21 protein-coding genes are annotated in these 24,706 nt (G+C 66.4%); 4 read left to right on the plus strand and 17 right to left on the minus strand.

All coding sequences use genetic code 11. From position 1 onward, the window contains the following. Positions 1-79 precede the first annotated feature (79 nt). The 14 genes from dcd to apbC form a co-directional block, all read right to left on the minus strand. The gene (gene dcd, locus AC1DKD_RS18210; RefSeq protein WP_017230746.1) at positions 80-646 is read right to left on the minus strand and encodes a dCTP deaminase; all 567 of its coding nucleotides are present in this window, start codon (positions 644-646) and stop codon (positions 80-82) included. Positions 647-849: 203 nt separating this feature from the next. After that, positions 850-1,680 (minus strand): formate dehydrogenase accessory sulfurtransferase FdhD, encoded by an 831-nt coding sequence (locus AC1DKD_RS18215; RefSeq protein WP_477111283.1) that lies wholly within the window; start codon positions 1,678-1,680, stop codon positions 850-852. A gap of 57 nt (positions 1,681-1,737) precedes the next feature. Continuing rightward, a complete protein-coding gene (locus AC1DKD_RS18220) occupies positions 1,738-2,280 on the minus strand; it encodes a superoxide dismutase family protein (protein ID WP_477111284.1) in 543 nt (180 codons plus the stop codon). A 13-nt stretch (positions 2,281-2,293) separates the two neighbouring features. Next, entirely contained in the window at positions 2,294-2,695 is a 402-nt protein-coding gene (locus AC1DKD_RS18225) for a hypothetical protein (RefSeq protein WP_441624994.1), read from the minus strand. A 48-nt stretch (positions 2,696-2,743) separates the two neighbouring features. Then, entirely contained in the window at positions 2,744-3,952 is a 1,209-nt protein-coding gene (locus tag AC1DKD_RS18230; protein ID WP_441624996.1) for a formate dehydrogenase subunit gamma, read from the minus strand. 40 nt (positions 3,953-3,992) lie between these two features. Continuing rightward, positions 3,993-4,226 carry a hypothetical protein gene (locus AC1DKD_RS18235; RefSeq protein WP_477111285.1) on the minus strand — a complete coding sequence of 78 codons (234 nt, stop codon included), beginning with the start codon at positions 4,224-4,226 and terminating at the stop codon, positions 3,993-3,995. Continuing rightward, entirely contained in the window at positions 4,223-4,891 is a 669-nt protein-coding gene (gene fdh3B, locus AC1DKD_RS18240; protein WP_477111286.1) for a formate dehydrogenase FDH3 subunit beta, read from the minus strand. The genes AC1DKD_RS18235 and fdh3B overlap by 4 nt, the downstream gene beginning before the upstream one ends. Positions 4,892-4,928: 37 nt before the next feature. Next, positions 4,929-7,946 carry a molybdopterin-dependent oxidoreductase gene (locus AC1DKD_RS18245; protein WP_441625002.1) on the minus strand — a complete coding sequence of 1,006 codons (3,018 nt, stop codon included), beginning with the start codon at positions 7,944-7,946 and terminating at the stop codon, positions 4,929-4,931. A gap of 56 nt (positions 7,947-8,002) precedes the next feature. Then, positions 8,003-8,212, minus strand: a complete 210-nt coding sequence (locus AC1DKD_RS18250; RefSeq protein WP_441625004.1) for a formate dehydrogenase — start codon at positions 8,210-8,212, stop codon at positions 8,003-8,005. Positions 8,213-8,419: 207 nt separating this feature from the next. Beyond that, positions 8,420-9,058: a TorD/DmsD family molecular chaperone gene (locus AC1DKD_RS18255; protein ID WP_441625022.1), complete on the minus strand. Its 639-nt coding sequence runs from the start codon at positions 9,056-9,058 to the stop codon at positions 8,420-8,422. A 107-nt stretch (positions 9,059-9,165) separates the two neighbouring features. After that, positions 9,166-11,334 carry a 4Fe-4S binding protein gene (locus tag AC1DKD_RS18260; protein ID WP_477111287.1) on the minus strand — a complete coding sequence of 723 codons (2,169 nt, stop codon included), beginning with the start codon at positions 11,332-11,334 and terminating at the stop codon, positions 9,166-9,168. 100 nt (positions 11,335-11,434) lie between these two features. Then, positions 11,435-12,088: a DUF3306 domain-containing protein gene (locus AC1DKD_RS18265; RefSeq protein ID WP_477102993.1), complete on the minus strand. Its 654-nt coding sequence runs from the start codon at positions 12,086-12,088 to the stop codon at positions 11,435-11,437. A gap of 16 nt (positions 12,089-12,104) precedes the next feature. Next, the gene (locus tag AC1DKD_RS18270) at positions 12,105-12,683 is read right to left on the minus strand and encodes a DUF3305 domain-containing protein (RefSeq protein WP_477111288.1); all 579 of its coding nucleotides are present in this window, start codon (positions 12,681-12,683) and stop codon (positions 12,105-12,107) included. Positions 12,684-12,688: 5 nt separating this feature from the next. Further along, positions 12,689-13,777, minus strand: a complete 1,089-nt coding sequence (gene apbC / locus AC1DKD_RS18275; protein WP_035863737.1) for an iron-sulfur cluster carrier protein ApbC — start codon at positions 13,775-13,777, stop codon at positions 12,689-12,691. A gap of 305 nt (positions 13,778-14,082) precedes the next feature. Between apbC and AC1DKD_RS18280 the strand changes: the two genes are divergently transcribed. Together AC1DKD_RS18280 and metG are read left to right on the plus strand one after the other, a co-directional pair. Beyond that, positions 14,083-14,715 carry a YiaD family glycine zipper/OmpA-like lipoprotein gene (locus AC1DKD_RS18280; protein ID WP_035863736.1) on the plus strand — a complete coding sequence of 211 codons (633 nt, stop codon included), beginning with the start codon at positions 14,083-14,085 and terminating at the stop codon, positions 14,713-14,715. 313 nt (positions 14,716-15,028) lie between these two features. Beyond that, positions 15,029-17,098, plus strand: a complete 2,070-nt coding sequence (gene metG / locus AC1DKD_RS18285) for a methionine--tRNA ligase (RefSeq protein ID WP_477111289.1) — start codon at positions 15,029-15,031, stop codon at positions 17,096-17,098. Positions 17,099-17,202: 104 nt separating this feature from the next. On the opposite strand, the gene bamE is transcribed toward metG, so the two are convergent. The 3 genes from bamE to AC1DKD_RS18300 all read right to left on the minus strand — a co-directional run bounded on the left by bamE (position 17,203) and on the right by AC1DKD_RS18300 (position 23,927). Next, positions 17,203-17,751, minus strand: coding sequence for an outer membrane protein assembly factor BamE domain-containing protein (bamE, locus tag AC1DKD_RS18290; protein ID WP_477111290.1), 549 nt, complete (start codon positions 17,749-17,751; stop codon positions 17,203-17,205). Between the two features lie 58 nt (positions 17,752-17,809). Further along, positions 17,810-21,976: a translocation/assembly module TamB domain-containing protein gene (locus AC1DKD_RS18295; RefSeq protein ID WP_477111291.1), complete on the minus strand. Its 4,167-nt coding sequence runs from the start codon at positions 21,974-21,976 to the stop codon at positions 17,810-17,812. 64 nt (positions 21,977-22,040) lie between these two features. Beyond that, positions 22,041-23,927: an autotransporter assembly complex protein TamA gene (locus tag AC1DKD_RS18300; protein ID WP_477111292.1), complete on the minus strand. Its 1,887-nt coding sequence runs from the start codon at positions 23,925-23,927 to the stop codon at positions 22,041-22,043. 202 nt (positions 23,928-24,129) lie between these two features. Here AC1DKD_RS18300 and AC1DKD_RS18305 point away from each other — a divergent pair, with 202 nt between their 5' ends. Further along, a complete protein-coding gene (locus AC1DKD_RS18305) occupies positions 24,130-24,318 on the plus strand; it encodes a DUF3460 family protein (protein ID WP_035863727.1) in 189 nt (62 codons plus the stop codon). Positions 24,319-24,352: 34 nt separating this feature from the next. Then, positions 24,353-24,706 (plus strand): segregation and condensation protein A (locus tag AC1DKD_RS18310; protein ID WP_477143541.1); only part of this gene is annotated, 354 nt, incomplete at its 3' end.

Below are 24,706 nucleotides of genomic sequence, written 5' to 3' on the forward strand. Positions count from 1 at the left end.
TCGACGTTCAGGCTTCGCGCGCGGCCCGGCTCGCCCTGCTGTGCTACCGGTCGTGCCGCAACGCGCGCATTGTATGCGATCAGGTTTTCGGCAGTGTGACACCCTGCTGACCCTGGTACTTCCCGCCGCGATCGCGGTAGGAAGTCTCGCAGATCTCATCGCTTTCGAAGAACAGCACCTGCGCACAGCCTTCGCCGGCGTAGATCTTGGCGGGTAGCGGCGTGGTGTTGGAGAACTCCAGCGTCACATATCCTTCCCATTCCGGTTCGAACGGGGTCACGTTGACGATGATGCCGCAACGCGCGTAGGTGCTCTTGCCCAGGCAGATGGTCAGCACGCTGCGCGGAATGCGGAAATACTCCATCGTGCGGGCCAGCGCGAAGGAGTTCGGCGGGATGATGCAGACATCGCCCTTGAAGTCGACAAAGGACTTCTCGTCGAAGTTCTTGGGATCGACGATGGTGCTGTTGATATTGGTGAATATCTTGAATTCGTCGGCGCAGCGGATATCGTAGCCGTAGCTCGAGGTGCCGTACGACACGATCTTGCGGCCGTCTTCCTCCCGTACCTGGCCGGGCTCGAACGGCTCGATCATGCCGTGCTGTTCCGCCATGCGGCGGATCCACTTATCGGATTTGATGCTCATAGGGGTATCGGGATGAACAAATGAGGGCAGGCTCGGGCGCGGTCAGGACTCACCGGGAACACTGCTCGCATTTGCTCACAGGCGCGCCGGACCTGCCGGGGCCTTGCGATGGGCCGCATTGTACAACCAAAAACCGGCGCCCCCGCCGCAATAGCACCCGTCCCTGCGGCACATGGCTGGGACAGGCGGCCCGGAGCCCCGCCTCAGGCGGTAGCCTGCTCCGGTAACTGGTGCCGGAAGCGCTCGCGGCCGGTATAGAGCAGGAAATGACGTCCGGTGCACCGCGCGAACAGGGCCAGGTTGACGCGCCGGGCCATCTGGTAGCCCATCTGGGTCACACCCGAGCGCGACAGCAGGAAGGGAATGCCCATCTGGGCGCCCTTGATCACCATCTCGGAGGTCAGCCGGCCGGTGGTGTAGAAAACCTTGTCGGCGCCACTCATATCCTCCAGCCACATCAGGCCGGCGATGGCATCCACGGCGTTGTGCCGGCCCACGTCCTCGATGAACATCAACAGCTCGCGCCCGCGGAACAGCGCACAGCCATGTACCGAGCCGGCCTGCTTGTAGACCGACTGCTGCAGCCGGATGGTATCGACGATGCTGTAGAGCGTTTCCTGGTCCAGGGTGGCGTCGTCCGGCAGGCGGATATTGTCGACCTCGTCCAGCAGCGAGCCGAACACCGTGCCCTGGCCGCAGCCGGTGGTCACCACGCGGCGGGAGGTACGCTCCTCGATACGGTCCACGCCCGTGCGGGTCGTGACGGCGGCGGATTCGGTTTCCCAGTCGACCTGGATCGCGGCGATATCCTCGATCGACTCGACCAGGCGCTGGTTGCGCAGGTAGCCCAGCACGAGTGCCTCGGGCGCACCGCCCAGCGTCATCAGCGTCACCAGCTCCCGCTTGTCCAGGTAGACCGTGAGCGGACGCTCGCCCGGCAGGAAGGCCGGCCGCACGCGCCCCTGCTCATCGACCACCTCGACTTCTTCGATCAGGGGAACGCAAGCATGGGTGAGTTCGGGACGCAGGGGCATGGGTAGGGGAAAAATGGATGGGCAGCGCGACCGGGCGGCGCTGCCCTGCCCCGTCCGTCAGGACTTGGCGATCACGCCGCAGGCGATGCGGCCGCCGGAGTTGCCGGTAGGCTGGGTCTTGTAGTCGTCCGGGTCCTTATGCACGACCACCGCGCGGCCCACCACGCTGTTCGGGCCGGGGGCCACGGTCACGTCGGCCAGCTCGAAGCTGGCCTGGGCGCGCCCGCTGGCGTCGGCCTTGAGGTTGTTGATATCGCCGGCATGATGGTCGGGCATCGACATCGATCCGTGCGGCTTGGCCGTCGGGTTGAAGTGACCGCCGGCGCTCATGGCGTCGGGCGTGGAGCAGTCACCCTTCTCGTGCACGTGGAAACCATGCTCGGTATTGGGTGGCAAGCCCGTCACATCGGCTTTGACCAGCACCGTGTTGCCGCGCTGGGTGAATGTCACGCTGCCCTGCGTCGCGGTGCCGCTCCTGGATGCCAGCGCGGCGACGGCGGTGTCCGAACCATCTCCCATTCCCGTACCGGCGCAGCCGGCCAGGCCGCCTGCCAGGGTTCCCGCTACCGCCAGACCGAAAAGTACGCGTACATGCTTCATGCCGAACCTCCTCTCACGGTGATGTCCGGGGCGATTGTACCGCTCCGGTGCCCGGCGCTGCGGCCGGTTTGTGATCCGAAGGTGCCGCGACAGGGGCGGTGGACGGGCCGCCGGCGGTAGCGGCGGCTTCCCCGGTGGCGGGCGCCGCCGCCACAAATGGTCCCGGATCGGCACACGGCGGGGCTGCCGCGCCGGCCGGTACTTCTTTGCCCTTGGCTTTCATATCGTTGAAATAGTACGCAGCCGTCTTGTCTTGTGAACGGCAGAGCTGGTAGGCGGCCACCTTGTCGGCCCAGGCTGCACGTGCCTTGGCCTCGTCGGCCTTGAGCTTTTGCGCTTCGGTAGGGGGCGGCAGCTTGGCCAGGGCGCCCGTGCCGCCAAGTGCGAGGGCGAGCAGCAGCAGGATGCGTTTCATTGGTCTGATTCCTCTTCCTCGGGATCTGTGGCGCGACGCCGCGTTCGCTCAGGCTTCGCCGGTGCTGGCCCGGCCACCGGCACGCTCGCCGGGTTGCGGCTCGGCCGCCCGCTGCGCCGGGATCTTGCCGGACTTGATATCGTCGTACCAGAGTTCGTGATGCTCCTTGGCCCAGGCTTCGTCGACCCAGCCGTCGCGCATGGCGCGGTAGGCGCCTTCCATGCCGATGGTGCCCATGTAGATATGACCGCAGGCCATCGCCATCATCAGCACCGCCGCGATGCCATGGATCACATTGGCGATCTGCATGGTGGCACGGTAGAAATCCATGCCAGGCACGATCATATCGAGCACCCAGCCGGAAGCGGACAGGATCAGGCCGAACAGCACCAGCCCACCCCAGAACCATGCCTTTTCGCCGGCGTTGAAGCGCCCGCTTGGCACATGCTTGCCGGAAACGAGCCCACCCAGCTTGGCGAGCCACTGCCAGTCCTCGCGGGCGGGCAGGTTGTCGCGCACGAAGATCACAAAGCCGACGATCACGGCCAGCGTGAAGACCGGCCCGACGATGTTGTGGACGTTCTTCAGCAGGTAGGTCAGCCAGCCGAACAAGGTGTGGCCCATCAGCGGCAGCAGAAAATGCTTGCCGAACAACATGACGATGCCCGAAACCGCCAGCGTGACGAATGAGATCGCCATGGTCCAGTGCACCACGCGCTCCAGCGGCGTGAAGCGCTGGATCATGCGGCCGGTACGCGGCGTCTTGAGCGGGATGGTGCCGCGCCAGAAAAAGAAGGCCAGGATCGCGGCGGGCACGGCGACGATCAGCCAGCCACCCCAGACCGTGATCACGCCGTTGCGGAACAGCCGCCACTTCTGGCCGGTGCGCTGGATCAGCACGCCGGCCTCCTTGGCGGGCAGGCTGCTGTAGTGCGCCTGGTCGGAATTCACCTCGCGCCACACCGGCGCGTTATTGCCGGGCTGCGATTGCGTGCGCGCCTGCTGGGCCTGCGCCTCGGCGGCGATATCGCGCTTGGGCACATTGAAGATGTTCTCCGACGCGATGCCCGCGAAGGGCTGGACCGGGTGCGTGGCCGGATTGTTCGCGTCGGCAGTCACCGCGGCGGCAGGCGTGGCGGGCGTGGCCTGTGGCGACGATGCCTGGGCCCGCGCGGCGCCAAGCGGCGCCAGCAAGGCCAGCGCGCAGGCCACTCCCGCCAGGTAGCGGAACCAGCCAGGATTGAGCGTCGGCTTCATATGCCCTCCATCGGCTCGGCCGGGGTTCGCGTTGCCGGGGTCATGGCGTGCGGTTGTATTCGTTCTGGTTCTGGTTGCGCTCGTGGATCTGGTTCTGCCAGCTGGTCTTGTCGCCCGGCGTCCAGCCCTTGGCCACGAAGGGATCGCCCGGCGCGCCCTCGTAAGCCGCCGCGTCGGATTTCTTGTGCGCCGCGGTGGATGTCTGCGGGCGTTCGCCGCAGGCGGCCAGCACGGTGCTGCCGGCGGCCAGCAGGATCATGAGCAAGCGGGTCATGATGGCTGCGCTCCGGACGCGGCTGGTGCGACAGGCGGCGGTGCCGCGGGCGCGGCCGGGGCTCCCTGCGCGGCGCCCTTGTTGCCATAGGCCGTCCCCCAGCCGAACACATCGCCGCCCTTGCCGCGCTTGATCACGCGGTTGCGCAGGATGTCGGCGATCACGTCGCCATCGCCGCCCAGCAGGGCCTTGGTCGAGCACATTTCCGCGCACAGCGGCAGCTTGCCTTCGGCCAGGCGGTTGCGGCCGTACTTCTCGAACTCTTCCTCGCTGCCGTTCTTCTCCGGGCCGCCCGCGCAGAAGGTGCACTTGTCCATCTTGCCGCGCACGCCGAAAGTCCCGGCGCTGGGGAACTGGGGCGCGCCGAACGGGCAGGCGTAGGAGCAGTAGCCGCAGCCGATGCAGACGTCCTTGTCGTGCAGCACCACGCCGTCGTCGGTGCGGTAGAAGCAGTCGACCGGGCAGACCGCCATGCAGGGCGCGTCCGAGCAATGCATGCAGGCCACCGAGATGGACTTCTCGGCGCCGACGATGCCGTCGTTGACGGTCACCACGCGGCGCCGGTTGACGCCCCACGGCACTTCGTGCTCGTTCTTGCAGGCGGTGACGCAGCTATTGCATTCGATGCATCGCTCGGCGTCACAGATGAATTTCATGCGTGCCATGGTCGTTCCTTGCCCTTGATCTCAGTCTCTGTCGCAATCAGGCGAACCGTTCGATCTGGCAGATCGTGGTCTTGGTTTCCTGCATCATCGTCACCGCGTCATAGCCGTAGGTGGTGGCGGTGTTGACCGCCTCGCCGCGCACGATCGGCATCGCGCCCTCGGGGTAGTAGTCCTTGAGGTCCTTGCCCTGCCACCAGCCCGAGAAGTGGAACGGGATGAAGGCGGTATCCACGCCGACGCGCTCCGTCACCAGGGCACGCACCTTGATGCGCGCGCCGGGGGGTGTGCTGACCCAGCAGAAGTCGCCATTGCGAATGCCTCGCTCGGAAGCCGCGCGCGGGTTGATCTCGACGAAGTTCTCCTGCTGCAGTTCGGCCAGCCACGGATTGGAACGAGTTTCCTCGCCACCGCCCTCGTACTCGACCAGGCGGCCCGAGGTGAGGATGATGGGAAACTTCTCATAGAGCTTGTTATCGATATTGCGCTGCTGCAGTGACTTGTACAGCGTGGGCAGCCGCCAGAACGCCATCTTGTCGTCATGCGTCGGGTACTTGGCGACCATGTCGGGCCGCGTGGAATACAGCGGCTCGCGGTGCTGCGGGATCGGGTCGGGGAAGTTCCACACGATCGCGCGCGCCTTGGCGTTGCCAAAGGGGTGGCAGCCATGGTTCTTCAGCACCACGCGCTGGATGCCACCGGACAGGTCGGTCTTCCAGTTCTTGCCCTCGGCCTTCTGCTTCTCGGCGTCGGTCAGCTCATCCCACCAGCCCAGCTTCTTCAGCAGCACATGATCGAACTCGGGATAGCCGGTGGTGATGTCCGCGCCCTTAGAGCATGAGCCATCCTCGGCAAGCAGGCTGACGCCATCGCGCTCCACGCCAAAGTTGGCGCGGAAGTTGCCTCCGCCGTCCATGACGTGCTTGCTGGTGTCGTACAGGTTGGGCGATCCCGGGTGCTTAAGCTCCGGCGTGCCGTAGCAGGGCCACGGCAGGCCGAAATAATCGCCCGTCAGGTCGTAGCCGGTCACCGGATCCTTGCCGCCCTTGCAGCGCAGCGTGCGCACATCGAACATCTGCATATTGCGCATATGCGACTTGAGCCGCTCGGGCGATTGCCCGGTATAGCCGATGGTCCAGTTGCTGGCGTTGATCTCGCGCAGGATGGACTCGGGCTCCGGCTCCATCCAGGTACGCCCCGCGCGCTTGACCTCGAGCAGCTTGAAGTTCTTCGACAGTTCCTTGCCAAACCCCAGGCGATCGGCGAAGGCCTGCATGATGGTGTGGTCCGGCATGGACTCGAACAGCGGCTCGATCACCTTCTCGCGCCATTGCAGCGAGCGGTTGGAGGCCGTGCAGGTCCCGGAGGTCTCGAATTGCGTGCAGGCCGGGAGCAGGTAGACCGCTCGGTTCGGGTTGACCTTGTCGCCTTCGGCCGGCGGCATATTGGCCATCGCCGCGGTGGCCGACGGATAGGGGTCGATGATCACCAGCAGGTCGAGCTTGTCGAGGGCCTTCTTCATCTCCAGCCCGCGCGTCTGCGAGTTGGGTGCGTGGCCCCAGAAAAACACGCCGCGGACGTTGTTGTCCTGATCGATCAGGTCGGGCTTCTCGGTGACGATATCGATCCATCGCGATACGGTGGTGCCGGACTTCTCCATCATCGCCTGCGAGGCGTACTGTTTCTTGATCCATTCGTAATCCACGCCCCACACCGCTGCGAAATGCTTCCACGCGCCGGTGGCCAGGCCGTAGTAGCCCGGCAGCGAGTCGGGGTTGGGGCCCACGTCGGTGGCGCCCTGCACGTTGTCGTGGCCGCGGAAGATATTCGCGCCGCCGCCCGACACGCCGATATTGCCCAGCGCCAGCTGCACCAGGCAGGAGGCCCGCACGATCGCGTTGCCGATGGTGTGCTGGGTCTGGCCCATGCACCACACCAGCGTGCTGGGGCGGTTCTTGGCCATGATCTCGGCAACCTGGTGGACCTGGGCCTCGGGCACGCCGCAGACTTCCTCGACCTTGTCCGGCGTCCACTTGGCGAGGACTTCCTCCTTGACCTTGTCCATGCCGTAGACGCGGTCGTTGAGATACTTCGGGTCTTCCCAGCCGTTCTTGAAGATGTGGTACAGCACGCCGAACAGGAAGGCGATGTCGGTGCCGGAACGGATGCGCACGTAGTAATCGGACTTGGCCGCCGTGCGTGTATAGCGCGGATCGACCACGATCACCTTGCAGCCATTCTCCTTCGCGTGCAGCAGGTGCAGCATCGATACCGGGTGCGCCTCGGCCGCGTTGGAGCCGATATACAGCGCCGCCCTGGCGTTCTGCATATCGTTGTACGAGTTGGTCATCGCACCGTAGCCCCAGGTATTCGCCACGCCGGCCACCGTGGTGGAGTGGCAGATGCGAGCCTGGTGGTCGGTGTTGTTGGTGCCGAAGAACGACACCCACTTGCGCAGCAGGTAAGCGCCCTCGTTGCTGTGCTTGGAGGAGCCGACGAAGAACATCGAGTCCGGCCCGGTCTGCTGGCGGATCTCCTTCATCCTGGCGGAGATCTCGTCGAGCGCCTGGTCCCAGCCGATGCGCTGGTACTTGCCGTTCACCAGCTTCATCGGGTACTTCAGGCGATACTCGCCATGGCCGTGCTCGCGCAGCGCGGCGCCCTTGGCGCAGTGCGCGCCCATATTGATCGGCGAATCGAAGACCGGATCCTGGCGTACCCATACGCCGTTCTGCACCACCGCATCGACCGCGCAACCCACCGAGCAATGGCCGCAGACGGTGCGGCGCACCACGATATTGCTCTTACCCTCGCCGCCGCTCCCCGGCGCATCCGCGGCGTCCGCATGGCGCAACAGCGTCAGTTGCGAGGCCGCCAGACCCGCCCCCACCCCGATGCCGGAGCGCTTGAGGAAACTGCGGCGGTCCATGGTGGGCATCGCGCCAGCCAGGCCGGCGGCCAGGCGGTCGGATAGCCTGCCGGTGGCATGCCCGGCCACGGTGCCGGCCAGTTGCGAGGATGCGCTGCCCTGCGCCGCGCGCTTGCGGGTCAAGATCATGTATCACCCCTGGATGGAAACGAGGTCGAACGGGCGCGCACAAGACGCGACTCGGCTCACACCAGCGTTGTCCGGTAGTACTTGCGAATGTGTTCGGTAACCCGGTAGCCCTCGCCGTCGCCGGGCGTGACATCCGGAATGGCCGCGGCCTGCGTGGGCATGGCCGGTCCGCGCGCGGTCAGCGCAGCGGCCGCGCCGGCGGCGGCAACAACCCCCGTGCCGGCGAGAAAAGTACGGCGTGCGACCCTGGGCTGCTTGTCTTTCATGTGGGGCTCCTCGGCAGATTAAAGCCGATAACCAATCCTGTTATGTATTCTTTTGCCTATTTTAGATTGATATGTGCTGAAAGACCATGCAATACGCGGGTTTTTACTGATACCTGCGTTTAAAAAATACCATGCCCGGCTTGTTTGAAACAAGGTGGCAGGCGAGGCGGCCTCCTTCCGGCGATCCCGGCGATCCGCCTTGAAGGCTCAGCGCATGTCGAGCGCGATCGCCTCGACCGCCATGAAGGCTTTCAGCAAAGCGGCTACCTGTACATAGAAACGGGCTTGCGGATGCGCCGCCATGGCATCGCAAAGCGTCTCCACCCATGGCTGAACATGGCGCGCAAAGAAGTGTTGCTGCTCTGCGAGATTGGAAACACCCGCATCCTCGCCCGCCACCAGGAAACGCATCACTTCGCACAGCGTGGCGATATGGTCCTCTGTCTCGCTGACATTGTCCTGGCGCACCAGGCCATAGCGTGCCAGGTCGTCTCGCAGCGCCACCACAGGGCGTTCGTTGAGGAAACCGGTCTGGTAGTAGGAGCCGTAGAGAAGGACTTCCGGCTTGCCCACGCCGATGAACAATTCCTGGTACTCGTCGGCCGTCTCGGCGGCCGTCGCGATCGATGCTGCATCGCACAAATCATTCCAGGCTTCGCCCAGCGTGGTCGCGGCGTCCTCGCCAATGGCGCGGTTGGCGGCGATATGGTGCAGCAGCGCGGCATCTGGCGCGCGATACAACAGCGTGGCCAGCAGACCGTACAGGTCAGCGCGGGCGGTGTCCTCGGCATTGGCCGTGGCTTCGATGACCGGGGGAATCAGCTGGATGGGCTGGAAATCTGTCATTTCGTGATGGTTCTCAAGGGTACCGGGAGACCGGATTGCTGACTTGGCCGGCGCAAGCGCGCCTTGCCGCTCACGCGGCAAGGCACGCTTGCGTCCCACCGGCTGTACTACCGCACCACGGTACCGCTTGGGGTGCCGCTGCTCTTTTCCATCATATCGACGACGCGGCAGTCGCCACACATCTTCAGGCGTTCGGCAGCCTCGCCGGCGAACGCGGGGTGGTCCGCGAGCCTGGCCAGCATGGCATGCACCATCTGCGCGGTGCCAAACGGCTTGGCGCAGCGGATGCAATGGAAGGGTTGGGTTTCGGCCAGTGTTACCGTGCGGCGCGCGTCCTCGCCGGTCAGCAGCCGCGGCACCAGGGTGATGGCATCTTCCGGGCAGGTGCTTTCGCACAGGCCGCACTGTACGCAGTTGCGTTCCAGGAAGCCAAGCACCGGACGCTCGGGATTATCGCGCAAGGCCTGCGAGGGACAAGCACCGACGCAGGCCATGCAAAGCGTGCAGCGCGTGGTATCGACAGCTACCGCACCCAACGGTGCCCCGGCCGGCAGCGGCACGCTTGCCTGAGAGCGCGGCGCGTTGCGCACCAGGTAGTCGAGCGCGAAATCCAGCGTCTCGCGTTTGGCCGCCGCGGCATGGAACAGCGCCGGCGGGAGCGCCGGCCGGCTGCTCGATTGCGCCAGTTGCGCCAGTTGCGCATCCAGCGTGGCGGCATCAGGGCCATCCACCAGCGACAGGCATTCGCCCTCATAGCCAAGGCCCGCGAGAATCGCCTGTCCTACCGCCATCTGCTCTACCAGCGCCGTGCGATATTGCGGCGCTTCGTCGCCCGTGAACATCACCGCGACGCGGCTGGCGCCCCAGCAAATGGCAGACAACCACAATTCAAGTCCGCTCGCGGCCGGATGGAACAGCGCCACCGGTATCACATTGGGCGGCATGCCCCTCGCCTGGCCGGCGCGCGCGGCGCGGCCAAGCGCCAGGATGGGAGCGTTACCGTATTCCTCGCCGTGCAGCAGCAGTACGGCGTCGCGGCCACCTGCGGCGCGGTAGGCCGAAACCAGCGTGCGCAAGCGCTCGCCGAGATAGTCCGGCTTGGGGTAGGCGTAGCTGATGGCGCCGGTCGGGCACACCGTCGTGCAGGCGCCGCAGCCCATGCACAGGTTGGGCGTGACCTCGATACGGCCGCGCCCGTCATGCCATTGCGAGCGGATCGCCTCGGTGGAACAGATATCGATGCAGGCCGTGCAGCCGGTGGTCTTGTTGCGGCCATGCGCGCAGATTTTCTCCTTGTACTGGAAGAACTTCGGCTTCTCGAACTCGCCCACCATCTGGACCAGGGCCAGTGCCTGCGCCTGCTGACGCACCGGATCCGCGCCGGCGTAGAGGTAGCCTTGCGGCGGCGAGTGCATGGTGAAGGCCGGCGTATCGGCCAGGTCGAACACCAGGTCGAAGCGCTCGGTGGCGGTCTTGACGGGACGATCGAAGTCGATCGCGGCGGCGGCCCCGCAAGCCTTCACGCAGGCGCGGTGGGAACGGCAACGGTCCAGGTCGACCTGGTAGCTGAAATCAATGGCGTCCTCGGGGCACGCCTCGATGCAGGCGTTGCAGCGCGTGCAAAGATCCAGGTCGATCGGGTTGCCGCGCCCCGCGCCGGTCTCCCAGCTTGCCTCGAAGGCGCCGAGCCAGCCGCCGAGCTTGACCAGCTTGCCGCTGTGCACCGGGAAGTCCCGCGAGGCGGGCTGAGTGGCTGCGCCCATGGCCTCACCGGTGCCGCCCAGCAGCACCGACACTTCCATGCCGGATTCGGCCAGCTTGCCGGCCCAGGGCATGGCACGGGCGGCCGGGCCGAGCACCAGCACGGCTCCGCCCGAACGGTAGTCCACCACGGGCACCGGCTCCGGATCGGGTAGCGCGGCAGCGGCCAGCAGCGCGGCGATCTTGGCGTTGGCGGTCTTGGGATCGCGCCGCGCCCCCTGCGACCATCCGCCGGTTTCCCGGATATTGACGAAGCGCACCGGTGCCGTCATGGTGCCTTCGGCCTGGCGCCGGGCAGCTACCTCGGTGAACAAGGCGCGCTCCTGCGTGCAGGCCACGATGACATCGTCCGTGCCATCGAGCGCGGCAGTGAAGTCGCCGATTTCGCGGCGGCACAGCAAGTGGTGCACCTTGAGCGGCGGGCTGGTGCCGCCTGCGGTCGTGGAACCATTGCCCGACAGCGTCGCCCCGTCAAGCGGCATGGTGTCGTTGCAATTGCAAATCAGCGTCGGCATGGCGATGCGGCTGGCCGGCGTGGTTGCTCCCTTTTTAAGGAGTCTTGCGGCCGGCGAATTGTGGGGGGAAGCCCATTGTAGGCCGCCGCGGCGGCAGCGGCTACGCGTGTTTGCCTGGGGCGGAATCGTCCGTCTGGCGCTCCGTGCCCGGCAAACCGGGCCCGGCCGCGACTGGCGTGGGTGCGATTGGATCGCCACCATGTTCTTGCGCGCCCCCCTGCATTTCAGGCGGCACGGCATCCACAGGCTCCGGCGTCGCGGACTGGCCAGGGCTGGCCTGCTCCGCCTGCGGCACCGCAGCTCCGGGCGCATCCGGCGCCTGTTCCGCCGCGCGTGCCGCAGCCAGTTCGTCGTCGGTCGGCGCGAACAGGCCCAGCGTCTCGGACTGGCGCATGCGCCGCAACACATCGAGGGGAATCGGGTCGGGCTTGCTGTAGTCGTCGATGTAGATATCGAGCCCGTCCATCACATTGAAATGCGGATCGGCAAACAAGGTCTTGAGCGCGGCGCGCTTGACGGTTTCGTCTACGCCGCGCGCCACGAATCGCGCGATGCTGTCGCCCGGCTGCAGCAAGGCGGCGTCGGCAAGCGTGGGAAGGGGCTCGGCCGGCGCGGCAGGTTCCACCTGCCACCGGTCAGCGGGGGCTGGCGGTTCGGCCGGCACGGGTGGCGCCGGCTCGGGCGCCAGCGGCTGCCCCTGGCGCGCCGCGGCCTTGCGGCGTGACCAGCGCGACAGGAAAGTGTCATCGCTCATGCGGTACCAGCCTGCATCAGTAGCGCGCCCGGTCCTCCGGCGCCTTGAACGATTCCGGGCGGCGGCGTTTCTTGGGCTCCGGGCGGTAATGCTCTGCCACGTAGGCGCGCAGCCAGTCGAGTTGCTCGGGCGCCAGCGGCACATTCTCGACGGTTTCGCCGGCATCGAGCCAGCGTCCGGCCTCGTTGTAGGAGAGTGTCACGGTGACCGGCAGCGGCAACGGCTCGCCATCGTCCGATGCGGGGACGGCGGCCTGGCCGCCCTCCTCCGCCATGCGCCAGAGCACGAACCAGCAGGGCGCGGTGGAGGTCAGGTTGAGGTAATACCCCTCCGCCTCATCGCGGAACAGCGTGACGCCGTAGCCTGGATACAGCCAGCGCGCGCCATACTCGTCCTGCGCCAGGCAGTGCGGCACGGCACCGAACTCGCCGAGGTCGGGCAGGACGGCGTCGAGTTCCCATTTCCACGGTTGCCAGGGGCTGCGCAGCGCCACGCGGCGCATCACCACGGCCATGGTGACGCCGGGCCGGCCAGCGGGCACAGCATCGGCCCCGGTGGCCGGGATGCCTGCGGCGGGATCGGCTGGCGTGCCCATGGCGTTCAGGTGTTCTGCACCACGATGCTGGGGAACTTGCTGGTCATGTCGCGGGCACGGTCGGCCACCTTCACGGCCACCTTGCGCGCCATGGCTCGGTAAAGCTCGGCGATCGGGCTGTCAGGGTCGGACACCACAGTCGGGCGGCCAGTGTCGGCCTGCTCGCGGATCGAACGGTTCAGCGGCATGCTGCCGAGCAACTCCACGCCGTAGTCCTCGCACATCTTCTCGCCGCCGCCTTCGCCGAAGATATGCTCGACGTGGCCGCAGTTCGGGCAGCAGTAGACCGCCATGTTCTCAACAAGGCCGAGAATGGGAATCCCCACCTTCTCGAACATCTTCAGGCCCTTCTTGGCGTCCAGCAAGGCAATGTCCTGGGGCGTCGTGACAATCACGGCGCCCGTAACCGGCACTTTCTGCGACAGCGTCAGCTGGATGTCGCCGGTGCCCGGCGGCATGTCGACGATCAGGTAATCGAGATCGTGCCAGTTGGTCTGGCGCAGCAACTGCTCCAGCGCCGAGGTCACCATCGGGCCGCGCCACACCATGGGATTGTCCTGCTCGATCAGGAAACCGATGGAGTTGGCCTGCAGGCCGTGGCCTTCAAGCGGCTCCATGGTCTGGCCATCGGAGGACTCCGGGCGGCCGTCGATGCCGAGCATCATCGGCAGGCTGGGACCGTAGATGTCGGCGTCGAGCATGCCCACGCGGGCGCCCTCGGCGGACAATGCCAGCGCCAGGTTGACGGCGGTGGTGGACTTGCCCACCCCGCCCTTGCCCGACGCCACGGCGATCACGTTCTTCACGCCCGGCAGCAGCTTGACGCCGCGCTGTACGGCATGCGCGACGATCTTCATGCTGACGGCCACGCTGGCATTGGTCACGCCCGGCAGTTGCCGCAGCGCAGCAACCACCTGCTTGCGGATCGGTTCCAGCTGGCTCTTGCCGGGATAGCCCAGCTCGACTTCAAGCGACACATCGCCGCCTTCGACCCGAACGTTGCGGGCAGAGCGGGTAGACACCAGATCCCGGCCCGTGTTGGGGTCGATCACGGTGCGCAGGACTTCGGTAACCTGGTCGACGGTGAGGCTCAAGACAATCTCCGCTACTGAATATGGGGAAGGCGCGTACTGTATCAAAGTATGAGCGAAGCGCAGGCGGCGGGTGGCGCGCGGACGACAAGCCCCTCACGCGGGCGTGGAATTACACGCACTTACAACTGTCACAGCAACAGACTTGTGCACCCGGCTTCATCTCCTTATTGTAGTGCGCCAGGAACGCACGCCAGCGGAATACCGCCCGGACTCTTGTGTTCACGTGCCGTCCGCGTTATTTCTAGTGGTGTAGCTCACACCATTTCAACAATCATCTCAACAAGATCCGTCCTGAAGGAGAAAGCATGAAATTCAAGCTTGCCAGCCTTGCCGTTGTCGCCATTCTTGCCGCCGGCTGCGCTACAGAACAAGGCACGCAGACCGCGGTCGGAACCGGTGTGGGCGCTGCGGTCGGTGCCGGCCTGGGCAACCTGATCGGCGGTAACACTACCGGCACGCTCGTCGGCGCGGCGGTAGGCGGGGCACTCGGCGGAGCTACGGGTTACAACTGGAACGCGATCCGCGGCAAGCTGAACAAGGACACTGCCGGCACCGGGACCCAGATCACCGAGCAGCCGGATGGCTCGCTGAAGGTAAATATCCCGAGCCAGGTAACCTTCGACACCGACAGCGCCACCATCAAGCCCTCGTTCCGCTCGGTGCTGGACCAGGTTTCGCAGACCCTTGCCCAGCAACAGGACGTCTCCGCCACCGTGGTCGGCCATACCGACAGCACGGGCAATCCCAGCTACAACATGCAACTGTCGCAGCGCCGCGCGCAGAGCGTGGCGACCTATCTGGGTGACCGCGGCGTGGCCCGGACCCGCCTGGCAGCCGAAGGCCGGGGGCAAACCCAGCCCTTGGCGGACAACGCCACTGAGGCGGGTCGCGCACAAAATCGCCGGGTCGAAATTTATTTGAAACCAATTCAGCGATGATGCTGTCATAGAAACAGGTACCGCTTGTCACCGTTGCTGGCTCGCGATGGGTGGCTGACCTCCCGGGCGGTACCTGATTTCTCCTCCTTTTCCGTTGTGGAAAGCTGCGCCGGTACTAACCGGCGCTTTTTTTGCCCAGATGTTTTTCAGTGCCTTTTCAGGCACTTGCAGCACTCTCTTCCCGCTCCGCCCTGCCGGAGTGCACGCGCTGCCTGCCCCGCTTGCTAGAATAGCCCTCTCACGGTGCCCGCCTGATTCTCGCGGCGGCGCCCCCGCCTTACTGTCCAACCCCCTCCTGACCGGCAATTTTTCCATGACCGCACGTCGCATCCTCGTCACATCTGCCCTGCCATACGCCAACGGCCAGATCCATATCGGCCACCTGGTGGAGTACATCCAGACCGACATCTGGGTGCGCTTCCAGCGCATGATGGGCAACGAGGTGTACTACGTGGGCGCGGACGATACGCACGGCACCCCGGTGATGCTGCGGGCCGAAAAGGAAGGCATCACCCCCAAGCAGCTGATCGACCGCGTGTGGACCGAGCATAAGCGCGATTTCGACAGCTTCATGGTGTCGTTCGACAACTACTACAGCACCGACTCCGACGAGAACAAGCAGCTCTCCGAGAAGATCTACCTGGCGCTGAAGGCCGAAGACCTGATTGCCGAACGCGAGGTCGAGCAGTTCTACGACCCCGTCAAGAACATGTTCCTGCCGGACCGCTTCATCAAGGGCGAGTGCCCGAAGTGCGGCGCCAAGGACCAGTACGGCGACTCCTGCGAGGTCTGCGGCACCACCTACGTGCCCACCGACCTGAAGAACCCGTATTCGGTGGTGTCCGGCGCCACGCCGGTGCGCAAATCTTCCGCCCATTACTTTTTCAAGCTCTCCGACCCGCGCTGCGAAACCTTCCTGCGCGAGTGGGTGGCCGACCTGGCCCAGCCGGAAGCGGCCAACAAGATGCAGGAATGGCTTGGCGCCGAAGGCGAGGCCTCGACGCTGTCGGACTGGGACATCTCGCGTGACGCGCCGTACTTCGGCTTCGAGATTCCCGGGGCACCCGGCAAGTACTTCTACGTGTGGCTGGATGCGCCGATCGGCTACTACGCCAGCTTCAAGAACCTGGCCGAGAAGAAGGGCATCGATTTCGACGCCTGGGTAGGCCCGCATTCCACCGCCGAGCAGTACCACTTCATCGGCAAGGACATCCTGTATTTCCACACGCTGTTCTGGCCGGCCATGCTGCGTTTCTCGGGCTACCGCACGCCCACCAACGTGTTCGCGCATGGTTTCCTGACGGTCGACGGCGCCAAGATGAGCAAGTCGCGCGGCACCTTCATCACCGCGCAGAGCTACGTCGATACCGGCATGAACCCGGAGTGGCTGCGCTACTACTTCGCCGCCAAGCTCAACGCCAGCATGGAAGACCTCGACCTCAACCTCGACGACTTCATCGCACGCGTGAACAGCGACCTGATCGGAAAGTACGTGAATATCGCCAGCCGCGCTGCCGGCTTCCTGGTCAAGCGCTTCGATGGCGTGGTGGACGACGCCGCGCTGGCCCACCCGCTGCTCAAGCAACTGCGTGAAGCCGCGCCGCAGGTGGCGCACTTCTATGAAGGCCGCGAGTACAGCAAGGCGCTGCGCCTGGTGATGGAACTCACCGATGCAGTGAACGCCTTCGTCGACACCGAGAAGCCGTGGGAACTGGCCAAGGACGAAGCCAGGCGTGCCGCCCTGCACGCCGCCTGCTCGGTCTCGCTGGAAGCCTTCCGCCTGCTCACCGTCTATCTCAAGCCGGTGGTGCCGCAGATGGCCGCGGGCGTTGAGCGCTTCCTCAATATCGAGCCGCTGGACTGGCGCGGCATCGACAAGCAGCTGTCGGCCTCGCGTCCGGTGCAGCCGTACTCGCACCTGATGACCCGCGTGGATGCCAAGCAGGTCGATGCCCTGCTGGCCGCCAACCGCGATTCGCTGCAAGCCACCGCCCCCGCCGCCACGGCGGACGATGCCGCCGCCTCGATCGAGCCGATCGCCGAGACCATCACCATCGACGACTTCGCCAAGATCGACCTGCGCGTCGCCAAGATCGTGGCATGCCAGAAGGTGGAAGGCTCGAACAAGCTGCTGCAGCTGACGCTGGATCTGGGCGAAGGCAAGACGCGCAACGTCTTCTCCGGCATCCAGTCGGCCTACACGCCCGAACAGCTGGTGGGCAAGCTCACCGTGATGGTGGCCAACCTGGCGCCGCGCAAGATGAAGTTCGGCCTGTCCGAAGGCATGGTGCTGGCCGCTTCCGCGGCGGACGAGAAGGCCACGCCCGGGCTCTGGATCCTGGAGCCGCACGAAGGCGCTGTCCCGGGCATGCGTATCCGCTGATGTACCGAGGCGGTGAGGCGCGCCCGCGCTGATCCGCCAATGCCGCAACGGCGCCGGCGTCGATTGACGCCGCGCCGCCAGCAAGCCCCGCTGCCCGTAGTGGGCTAGCCGCCCTGCATCTTGGAGGGATCGTCGCTGCGCGAGGTGTGGGTTACCTTGCCGTCGGCATTGAAATGCACGTTGAAGAAGGCCTTCTCCTGCGAGCTTTCCCACCAGCGATAGCCCCAGACCTCCTCCTTCTTGAGCGCGAAGGCTTCCACCTTGGTGGGCTTGCCCAGCAGGCGGCGGATGTCGTCGCGGCTCATTCCGGCCCGCACGCGCGCGAAGTTTTCCGCTGTCAGCACCTGCTCGATGGCGCGCACCTTGCCGTCTGCGCCGATCGTCACCATCCAGGTAGTGCCGCCCTCCGGCCCGCGCGGGTATTCGAGGCGGCGCCCGCCCCCATCCTCTTCCCAGACAATCTCCGGGCGCCCGGCCTGGCGCCGCACGTCCTCCTCGCCCGACTCGCCGACCACGATGCCCTTGAACAGCTGGCTATCGGGCTTGACCGAGTTCCAGGTAGAGCGCGCGGCATCACCCGCCTTCTTCATCGCTTCGTCGACCTTCTGCTGGTCGCACCCGAACAGGGCAAGCACGGAGGAAATCAGTCCCATGGCGGCAAGGCGTCGGTACGACGCGGCAGTATCTGAAGGGGGGCGATAGCGTTGCCCCTCAGGGCCGCGCAGGCGCGGCATCCGAGGTGGCACCGCGGGGGGCATCGTCGCCGGTTTTGCTGTTGATTTCATTGCTGCCATCGGTCTGGCTCCCTTCGGATCTGGCGCGGCCGCCCGCGCCGGTGAACAGATTGCCCCAACTGTCAAAGCGGCGGTTGAACAACAGGGACAGGCCACTGATCGAACCACCCTTGGCAACCAGGGACCAGCGCCGCGAGAATGCCCAGGTCAGCTTGAACACGCTGGAAGCACTGGTCAGGCTCTGCTCATAGCCCACCGAGATCTGCTCGGTCACGGCCTTGCCCACGCTTACCACCTGCTGGTCGTTAAGGCCCGCGGTACTCGGACCGATGGAAAACTCATCGATGCCGAAATGCTGCACGATTCCCTTGCCGGCACGCCCGCCGATCATCCCCAGCGCAGCGCCGCCCAGGGCCGCGCCACCCAGTTGCTTCTGCTGTCCGGCGGCGGCGGATTCGGCACCATAACCGAACATCAGCCATGACAGCTTATCCTCCTCCGGCACATTCGGCTCCGACACCAGCCTGACGCGCGGCAGGCGCACCGTGCCGGTCACCTCCACGCCGGCCTCCACCTCCTGGTTGCGGCGCATGGCGCGGATATTGATGTTGGGATTGTCCACCGGACCGTTGAAATTGACGATGCCGCGCTCGATGTTCAGCTTGCGCCCGAAGGCTTCATAGGTGCCGTCGGTCACACGAATGGTGCCGGTGGCGCGCAGGGGGGTCAGCGGCGCGCTCTTGATGCCGAGCTGGCCGCCCAGGCGCAGGTCCGCGCCGGCCCCGCGGAAGCGGAAGTTGTCTCCCAGGTCGAGCGTGAGATCGATCAGCGGGCTGAAGCGGCTGGCCGGCCTGGTTTCCGGCACGGGCGTGGCGGCAGTCTTGATCTCGCGCTGGTCGCGGCGGCGCACCACCACCACGTCGTCGCCCAGCTCCGGGGCACCGGCCTTGGGCAGGTCGAACAGGCCGCTGTCCACGCGGAACTTGCCGCGGATCACGATCTGGCGGTTCTCGTTCACGATACTGGCATCGCCGGAAACGATCAGGGTGCGCTCGGGGCTGGCAAAGATCTGGAGCTTGTCGGCCACGATCTTGCCAGTCAGGTTGGGATCGGTCTCGCCCAGCTTCACGTTGCCGGTGGCCACGATCTTGCCGTCGCCGCCGCGGAATTCCACTTGCTTGAGCTCAATGGCGTTCTGATCGAGCGCGACGCGCACGATGCCGTCGGTCAGGCGGATGCCCAGGTCGTACAGCGTGATAGCGATGCCACTGCCGTCGATATTGCCGGTGAGCAACGGGTTGCCGACCGTGCCGGCAAGCTGCAGGGTGGCCGCCAGCTTGCCATCGAACGCGTATTGCGGCCCGGTGAACGCTTCCAGCGTCTTGATCTTCGGCACATCCAGCGACACCTTGCCCGCCAGCGCGGAAGCCGGCGTCACCGTCATCAAGCCCTGGTCCTGGAGCAGCCCGGCGGACGCGTCCACCACCAGCTTCCCGAGGCGCGCGGCTTCGACGCCGCCGCGCAGGTTGACGCGGCTGCCGGCAAACTCGGCGCGCAGCGCGCTCTCGCCAAGTCCCAGCGTGGTGAAGCCCCGACCCGCGCTCACTGAGACATCGCCGCTGCGGCGGCGCAACTCGGCGAAGCCGGAGGCGGTCTCGGCCAGCGTGATGTTCCAGCGCCCGTCCAGCACCAGGTCCGAGCGCACCGGCGGCGCCTCGCCGCTGAGCGCCTCGGCCAGGCGCAGCAGGTTTGCCACCTGCAAGCCGTCGAGTTTGCCCTGCGTGCGGATGCGGCCATGATCGAACTCGAAACTGTCCACATTGACGCGGGCGCGCTCGAACTGCAGGCCGGCGGCGCCCAGCCGCACATGCTGGTCGGCCACCAGCAGCTGTGCAGGCGCTATCAGCCGCACATTGACGGTGCCGCGTTCTTCCAGGGTGCGGATGGTGCCGTTCCAGCCGGCCTGGCCCTGCCAGGCACCCTGCCCCGCCAGCGTCAGCTGCATCGGCTTGTCGTGCAGCGCGCCGGCCGTCTTCAGCTCGAAGCTGTGCCTGGCCTGGGTGCCGCTGAGTGTCACGTCGAGCGTGCGCAGCGTGGCAACCGGGCCGCGATAGTCGCGTGCGTTCAGTTGCAGCGCGAGCGTGCCATCCAGGCCCCCGCGCAGCTCCGCGCTGCCGCTGGCGCTGGCGACATGGTGCGGGCCCACCACCAGCGACTGGGCGCTATAGGTGCCCACGATTTCCGGCCGCGCCAGGGTGCCGGTGACGTCGGCATCGAGCTTGAGCACGCCGGCCACGCCGAACTTGAGCCGCTCGAGCTGCGGCGCGTCCACGTGCAGCTTCAGGCGGTCGCCGCGCGCGCCGAAACTGCCGCTGAGCTGAGCCTGGTTGCCGGCCATGTCAATCGTGGCCTGGCTCGGCAGCAGGCGCTCGCCGGCCAGGCGCAGCTTGCCCTCGCCGCGCATAGGCAGCCCCGCATAGACGCTGTCGCGCACCGAGAAATCGAGCCCCACGCGCAACTCCGGCGCAAGTGTCCCGCTGGCAGTGAAATCGGCATTGATGCGGCCGGGCGCCACCGTGGCGACGCGCGCGGGGTCGAAGTTGGTGAGCTTGCCCTTGAAGCTGAAGGGCTGCTCGTCCTTGAGCGAAAGCTTGCCCTCGGCGTTGAGCGTGCCCGAGCCGATGCCGGCGCGCAGCGCGGTCAGCGTCACTGCCTCGGCGTCCAGGCGCGCATCGGCGAACAGCTTGAACTCGCCGCCGGCAAGGTCCAGCGCCGCGCTCTGGCGGCCGGGCTCCAGCCGCAGGATCACCGGGCCGGACAAACGCACGCGCTTCAGGCTGCCATAGAGGGCTTGCGGGTCGAGGTTGCGCACGTCGAGGTCAAAGCCGCCGCGGCCCTCGTGCAGCGCGCCGCCGCCACGGATCTCGCCGCCACCGGCCAGTGCCACGCGCAGGTCGCGCACCGCCTGTGCCGTCTCGCTGACCTCGATGTGCCCCTGCACCGATTCCACCGGCAGGCGCTCGGCGTCGAGCTTGCCGGCGTCATGGTTGACGATGCGCACGTCGCCCGCTACCCGCAGGGGCGCCTCGTCGGTGGCGCCGGCGGGCTTTGCGCCGGCGGCGGAGGCGGGAACCGCCGATGCCGTTGCAACCGGGGCGCTGGCAGCCGCCGACGAGGATACCGCCGCCGCCGGTGCCGGTGCGCCCGCCCCGTCCACCGGCCGCAACTCGGCCTGCACGGACAGGTTGGCTTGCGGCGCCGAAGCGCTGAACAGGCGCGGATTGATATGCTCGCCGTTGACCACCACATGGGTGAACGGCACCTTGCCGAACGGCGTCAGGTCGGCCCCGGCGCGGCCGCGCATTCGATCGCCGCTGGCCTCGACTTCCGCGCGCAGGGCGGCGAGCGAGCCACGCATGCTGGCGCTGATGCTGAAGGACTCCTTCTCCCAGCTGCCCTCCAGCAGGCCCGCGCCGGTCAACGCGAAAGGCGCCTGGCCGGCGATCTGCGCATTGGCGGCGAGCTTGCCATACGGCGTGACCAGGTGTTCCACGCTGGCGCGATGGTGCTGCCCGTCGGAGTGCAGCGAACCCGCCAGATCGGCAAACACCATCTCGCTGGGCGTGGCCGGCGGCCCCTCCAGCAAGGCCAGGCGTGCCAGGGTGAGCGTATCCACGTCCACCGACAGCGGCAGCTCGAGCGACTTGGGCAGCGTCGCAGGCGCGCTGTCGGGCTGGGCCGGGGGCAAACGCAGCGTCACCGCACCGATGCGCAGCCATTTGACATGCAAGCGGGTCGGCGACCAGTTGAACGACCAGTCGCCATCGAGGCGGTCCACCGTCACGCGTGTCTCGCCGCTCGCGAACACCACATCGCGCAGGCGCAGGCCTTGGGCCACCGTGCCGCCCTCCAGCTTGCCGGACAAGGCGCCGTCGGACAGCCGCGTGGCCATTGACCACAGCTGGCGCGTACCCGCCTCGGTGCGCAGGGCCAGCGCCACGGCCGACAGCGCCGCCAGCAGCAGCACGAGCAACACCGCCACCAGCCACGCCAGCCAGAGCCAGACGCGCGCCCGGCGCGGACGCGCCGGTCCGGGTGCGCCAGCATCGCGGGCGGGAACGGGAGGCATGTCGGGGATACTCATGCGGCAAACGCCTTGCGGCTGCGTGGACGGGAGGCGCCGGCCTGCCGGCAGGGTCGCATCGCCATCAGAACGCAACTCCAAGTGATATATGCGGGCGGAACTGCGTCTCCTGGATGCCGTAGCCGATATCGAGCTGCACCGGCCCGACCGGGCTGCGCCAGCGCGCCCCGATACCCACGCCGTTGTAGAGCTTGACGCCCGTCAGGTTGTCGGTGGCGGTCCCCACGTCCCAGAAAACCGCGGCGCCCCAGTCGGGCAGGAACCAGTACTGGTATTCCAGGCTGGCAGTGCCGAGGTATTTGGCGGGCAGCACGCTGGCGCCGTCGCGCGTGCCGATCGACTGATAGCTGTAGCCCCGGATCGAATCGGTGCCGCCGGCGCGAAAGCGCAGCGAGGCCGGCACCTTGGTGACGTCGCCTCTGGTGATATCGGCGCCCAGTTCCAGCCGGGCCACCACCAGGTCGCGTTTGCCCACCGGGATGTACTGGCGGATACGGCCATAGACACGGAAGAAGGTCTCGTCGCTCAGCACGTGCTGGGCCGCCACGCCAACCTGCGTGTTGATGACATTGCCGCGGCGCGGGAACACCGGGTTGTCCACGTCGCGCCGCGTCCATGCGAAAGCCGGCACCAGCGCCCGGCTGAGCTGGTTCGGCTCGCCGAAGGGCTGCAGGTTGTCGTAGTAATAGTCCAGCGAGATGGTGGTGTCGTAATTCTCGCGCGAGCGGGAGCGCTTCAGGCCGGTGCGCAGGCTGGTCAGGTCGGTGCTTTCCAGGTCGATGGTGCGTTCGTAGCTGCTGTAGACGCTGTTGCGGTACGTCCTGCTATCGGGCGGCATGGCCATCTCGGCGAAAACGTACTGGCGTTTTTGCTCGATGCGTGCCTGCGAGTCGAACACCCAGGCACGGTTGAACAGGTTGTAATAGGAATAGCGGCCTTCGACCTGGGCGCCGGTATCGGTGGTGTAGCCCACGCCGCTCGAGAGCCGGTTGACGGGATACTCGCGCACGCGCACATACACCGGCACGGTGACCTTGTCGGCGTTCATGTCGACCTTTGGCTCGGCGTCGCTGGCCGTGCCCGCCTCGGTCACCTTGCCCTGATCCGTCGACTCCTGCTGGCCCAGGTCGATCTGCACGTTGGAAAAATAGGGCTGGTTCTGGATTGCCCGCTGGAATTCCAGCAGGCGCTCCACGCGGTACGGCTCGCCCTCGTACAGCGGATTGACGTTGCGGATGATCTGCTCGGGATAACGCCGCAACCCGCTGATCTTCAGCGGTCCCATGCGGTATGCCGGGCCGCTGGCAAAACGCGCGCTGAGGTCCGCCGCATGTTCGTCCGGCTCGACGCGCGCCTGCGAGCCGGTCATGCGGGCGCCGTAGTAGGTATGGCTCTGCAACTCCACCAGGGCGTCCTCCTTGGCCTTGGACCAGTCCGCCTGCCGGAACGGCTCGCCCACCGGCAGGCCCCATTTGGCCCGGATTTCGGCAATCTGCTCCGGCGACTGGGTGGCGGCGGGGCCGCTCACGCTAACGTCGACCGCACGGATCACGGTGCGCGCGCCAGGGTCCACCGTGATGGTCACGGTGCGCTTATCGCCGCTGCCTTCCACCTTGGCGGTGGTCTGCGGATCGAAATAGCCTTCGGTGGAGGTGAACTGGCGGACCTGCTCGCCAACCGTCTCGACCATGTAGTTGAACTGGTCCGGCGAGATGTCGTCGCGCGCGCTGTAGCGTGACAGGTCCAGGTGGTCTTGCAGGATTTCCTTGATCGCCTTGGGCGCCTCCACCTCGACCTTGTAGGCGGCAGCGGCCGGCCCCGCGGACAGCGCCAGGGCCGCCAGCAACGGACACGCCAGGCGGCGCAGCGCGGCCGCCGCCCCCGGCTCTGCGCCGGAGGCGGCGACAAAGCCGGCGGGCCTGGTACGCGGGGACCCTGGATCCATCCTCATCGATTGGTGCACGTCACGCAAAGTCGATATTTGACCACACCCGGGCGGCCAGCCTGCCCGATGGCGCCAAAAAGACCACCCCCGGGCGGCCGCGCATCAGGGGTGTGGGATCAAAATGGCGGAATCGCGTGCAATCCCGTTACTGACCCTGCCAATACGGTAAAATCCGGGCTCGTTCGACAATTCCCCACTGTTTCCCGTCATGGCTCTCTACGAATCGGATATCACCCAGTTCCTGAAGTCGCTCAAGGATGAGCGCCCTTCCCTCGAAGCGGAACAACGCCAGGGCCGCGCCCTGCTGTGGGACAAGAGCCCGATCAATCTCGAAGAACGTGCCCGCGCCGACGCCTCCCGCGTGGCGCAGAAGCCTTACGTCTATTCGCTGGACTGAAGCCGTACCCGCCCCCTCGAGCGCCCGCCCCTAGATGAACCAGAGCGAGCAGGACAAGCTGAAGCCGCCGATCGAGCTGCCCAGCGTGGCACCCGGACAGGACTCCACGCCGGCCGCCGTCGACGGCATGGCCTTCGCGCGCCTGTATGGCGAGCCGCTGTTCAAGCTGCCCCAGGACCTGTACATCCCGCCGGATGCGCTGGAAATCTTCCTGGAAGCGTTCGAAGGGCCGCTGGACCTGCTGCTCTACCTGATCCGCAGGCAGAACTTCAACGTCCTCGATATCCCGATGGCGCAAGTGACGCGCCAGTACCTCACGTATATCGACCAGATCCGCAAGAGCAATCTTGAGCTGGCGGCCGAGTACCTGCTGATGGCGGCCATGCTG

This window comes from Cupriavidus sp. 05T313 (genome assembly GCF_056396665.1).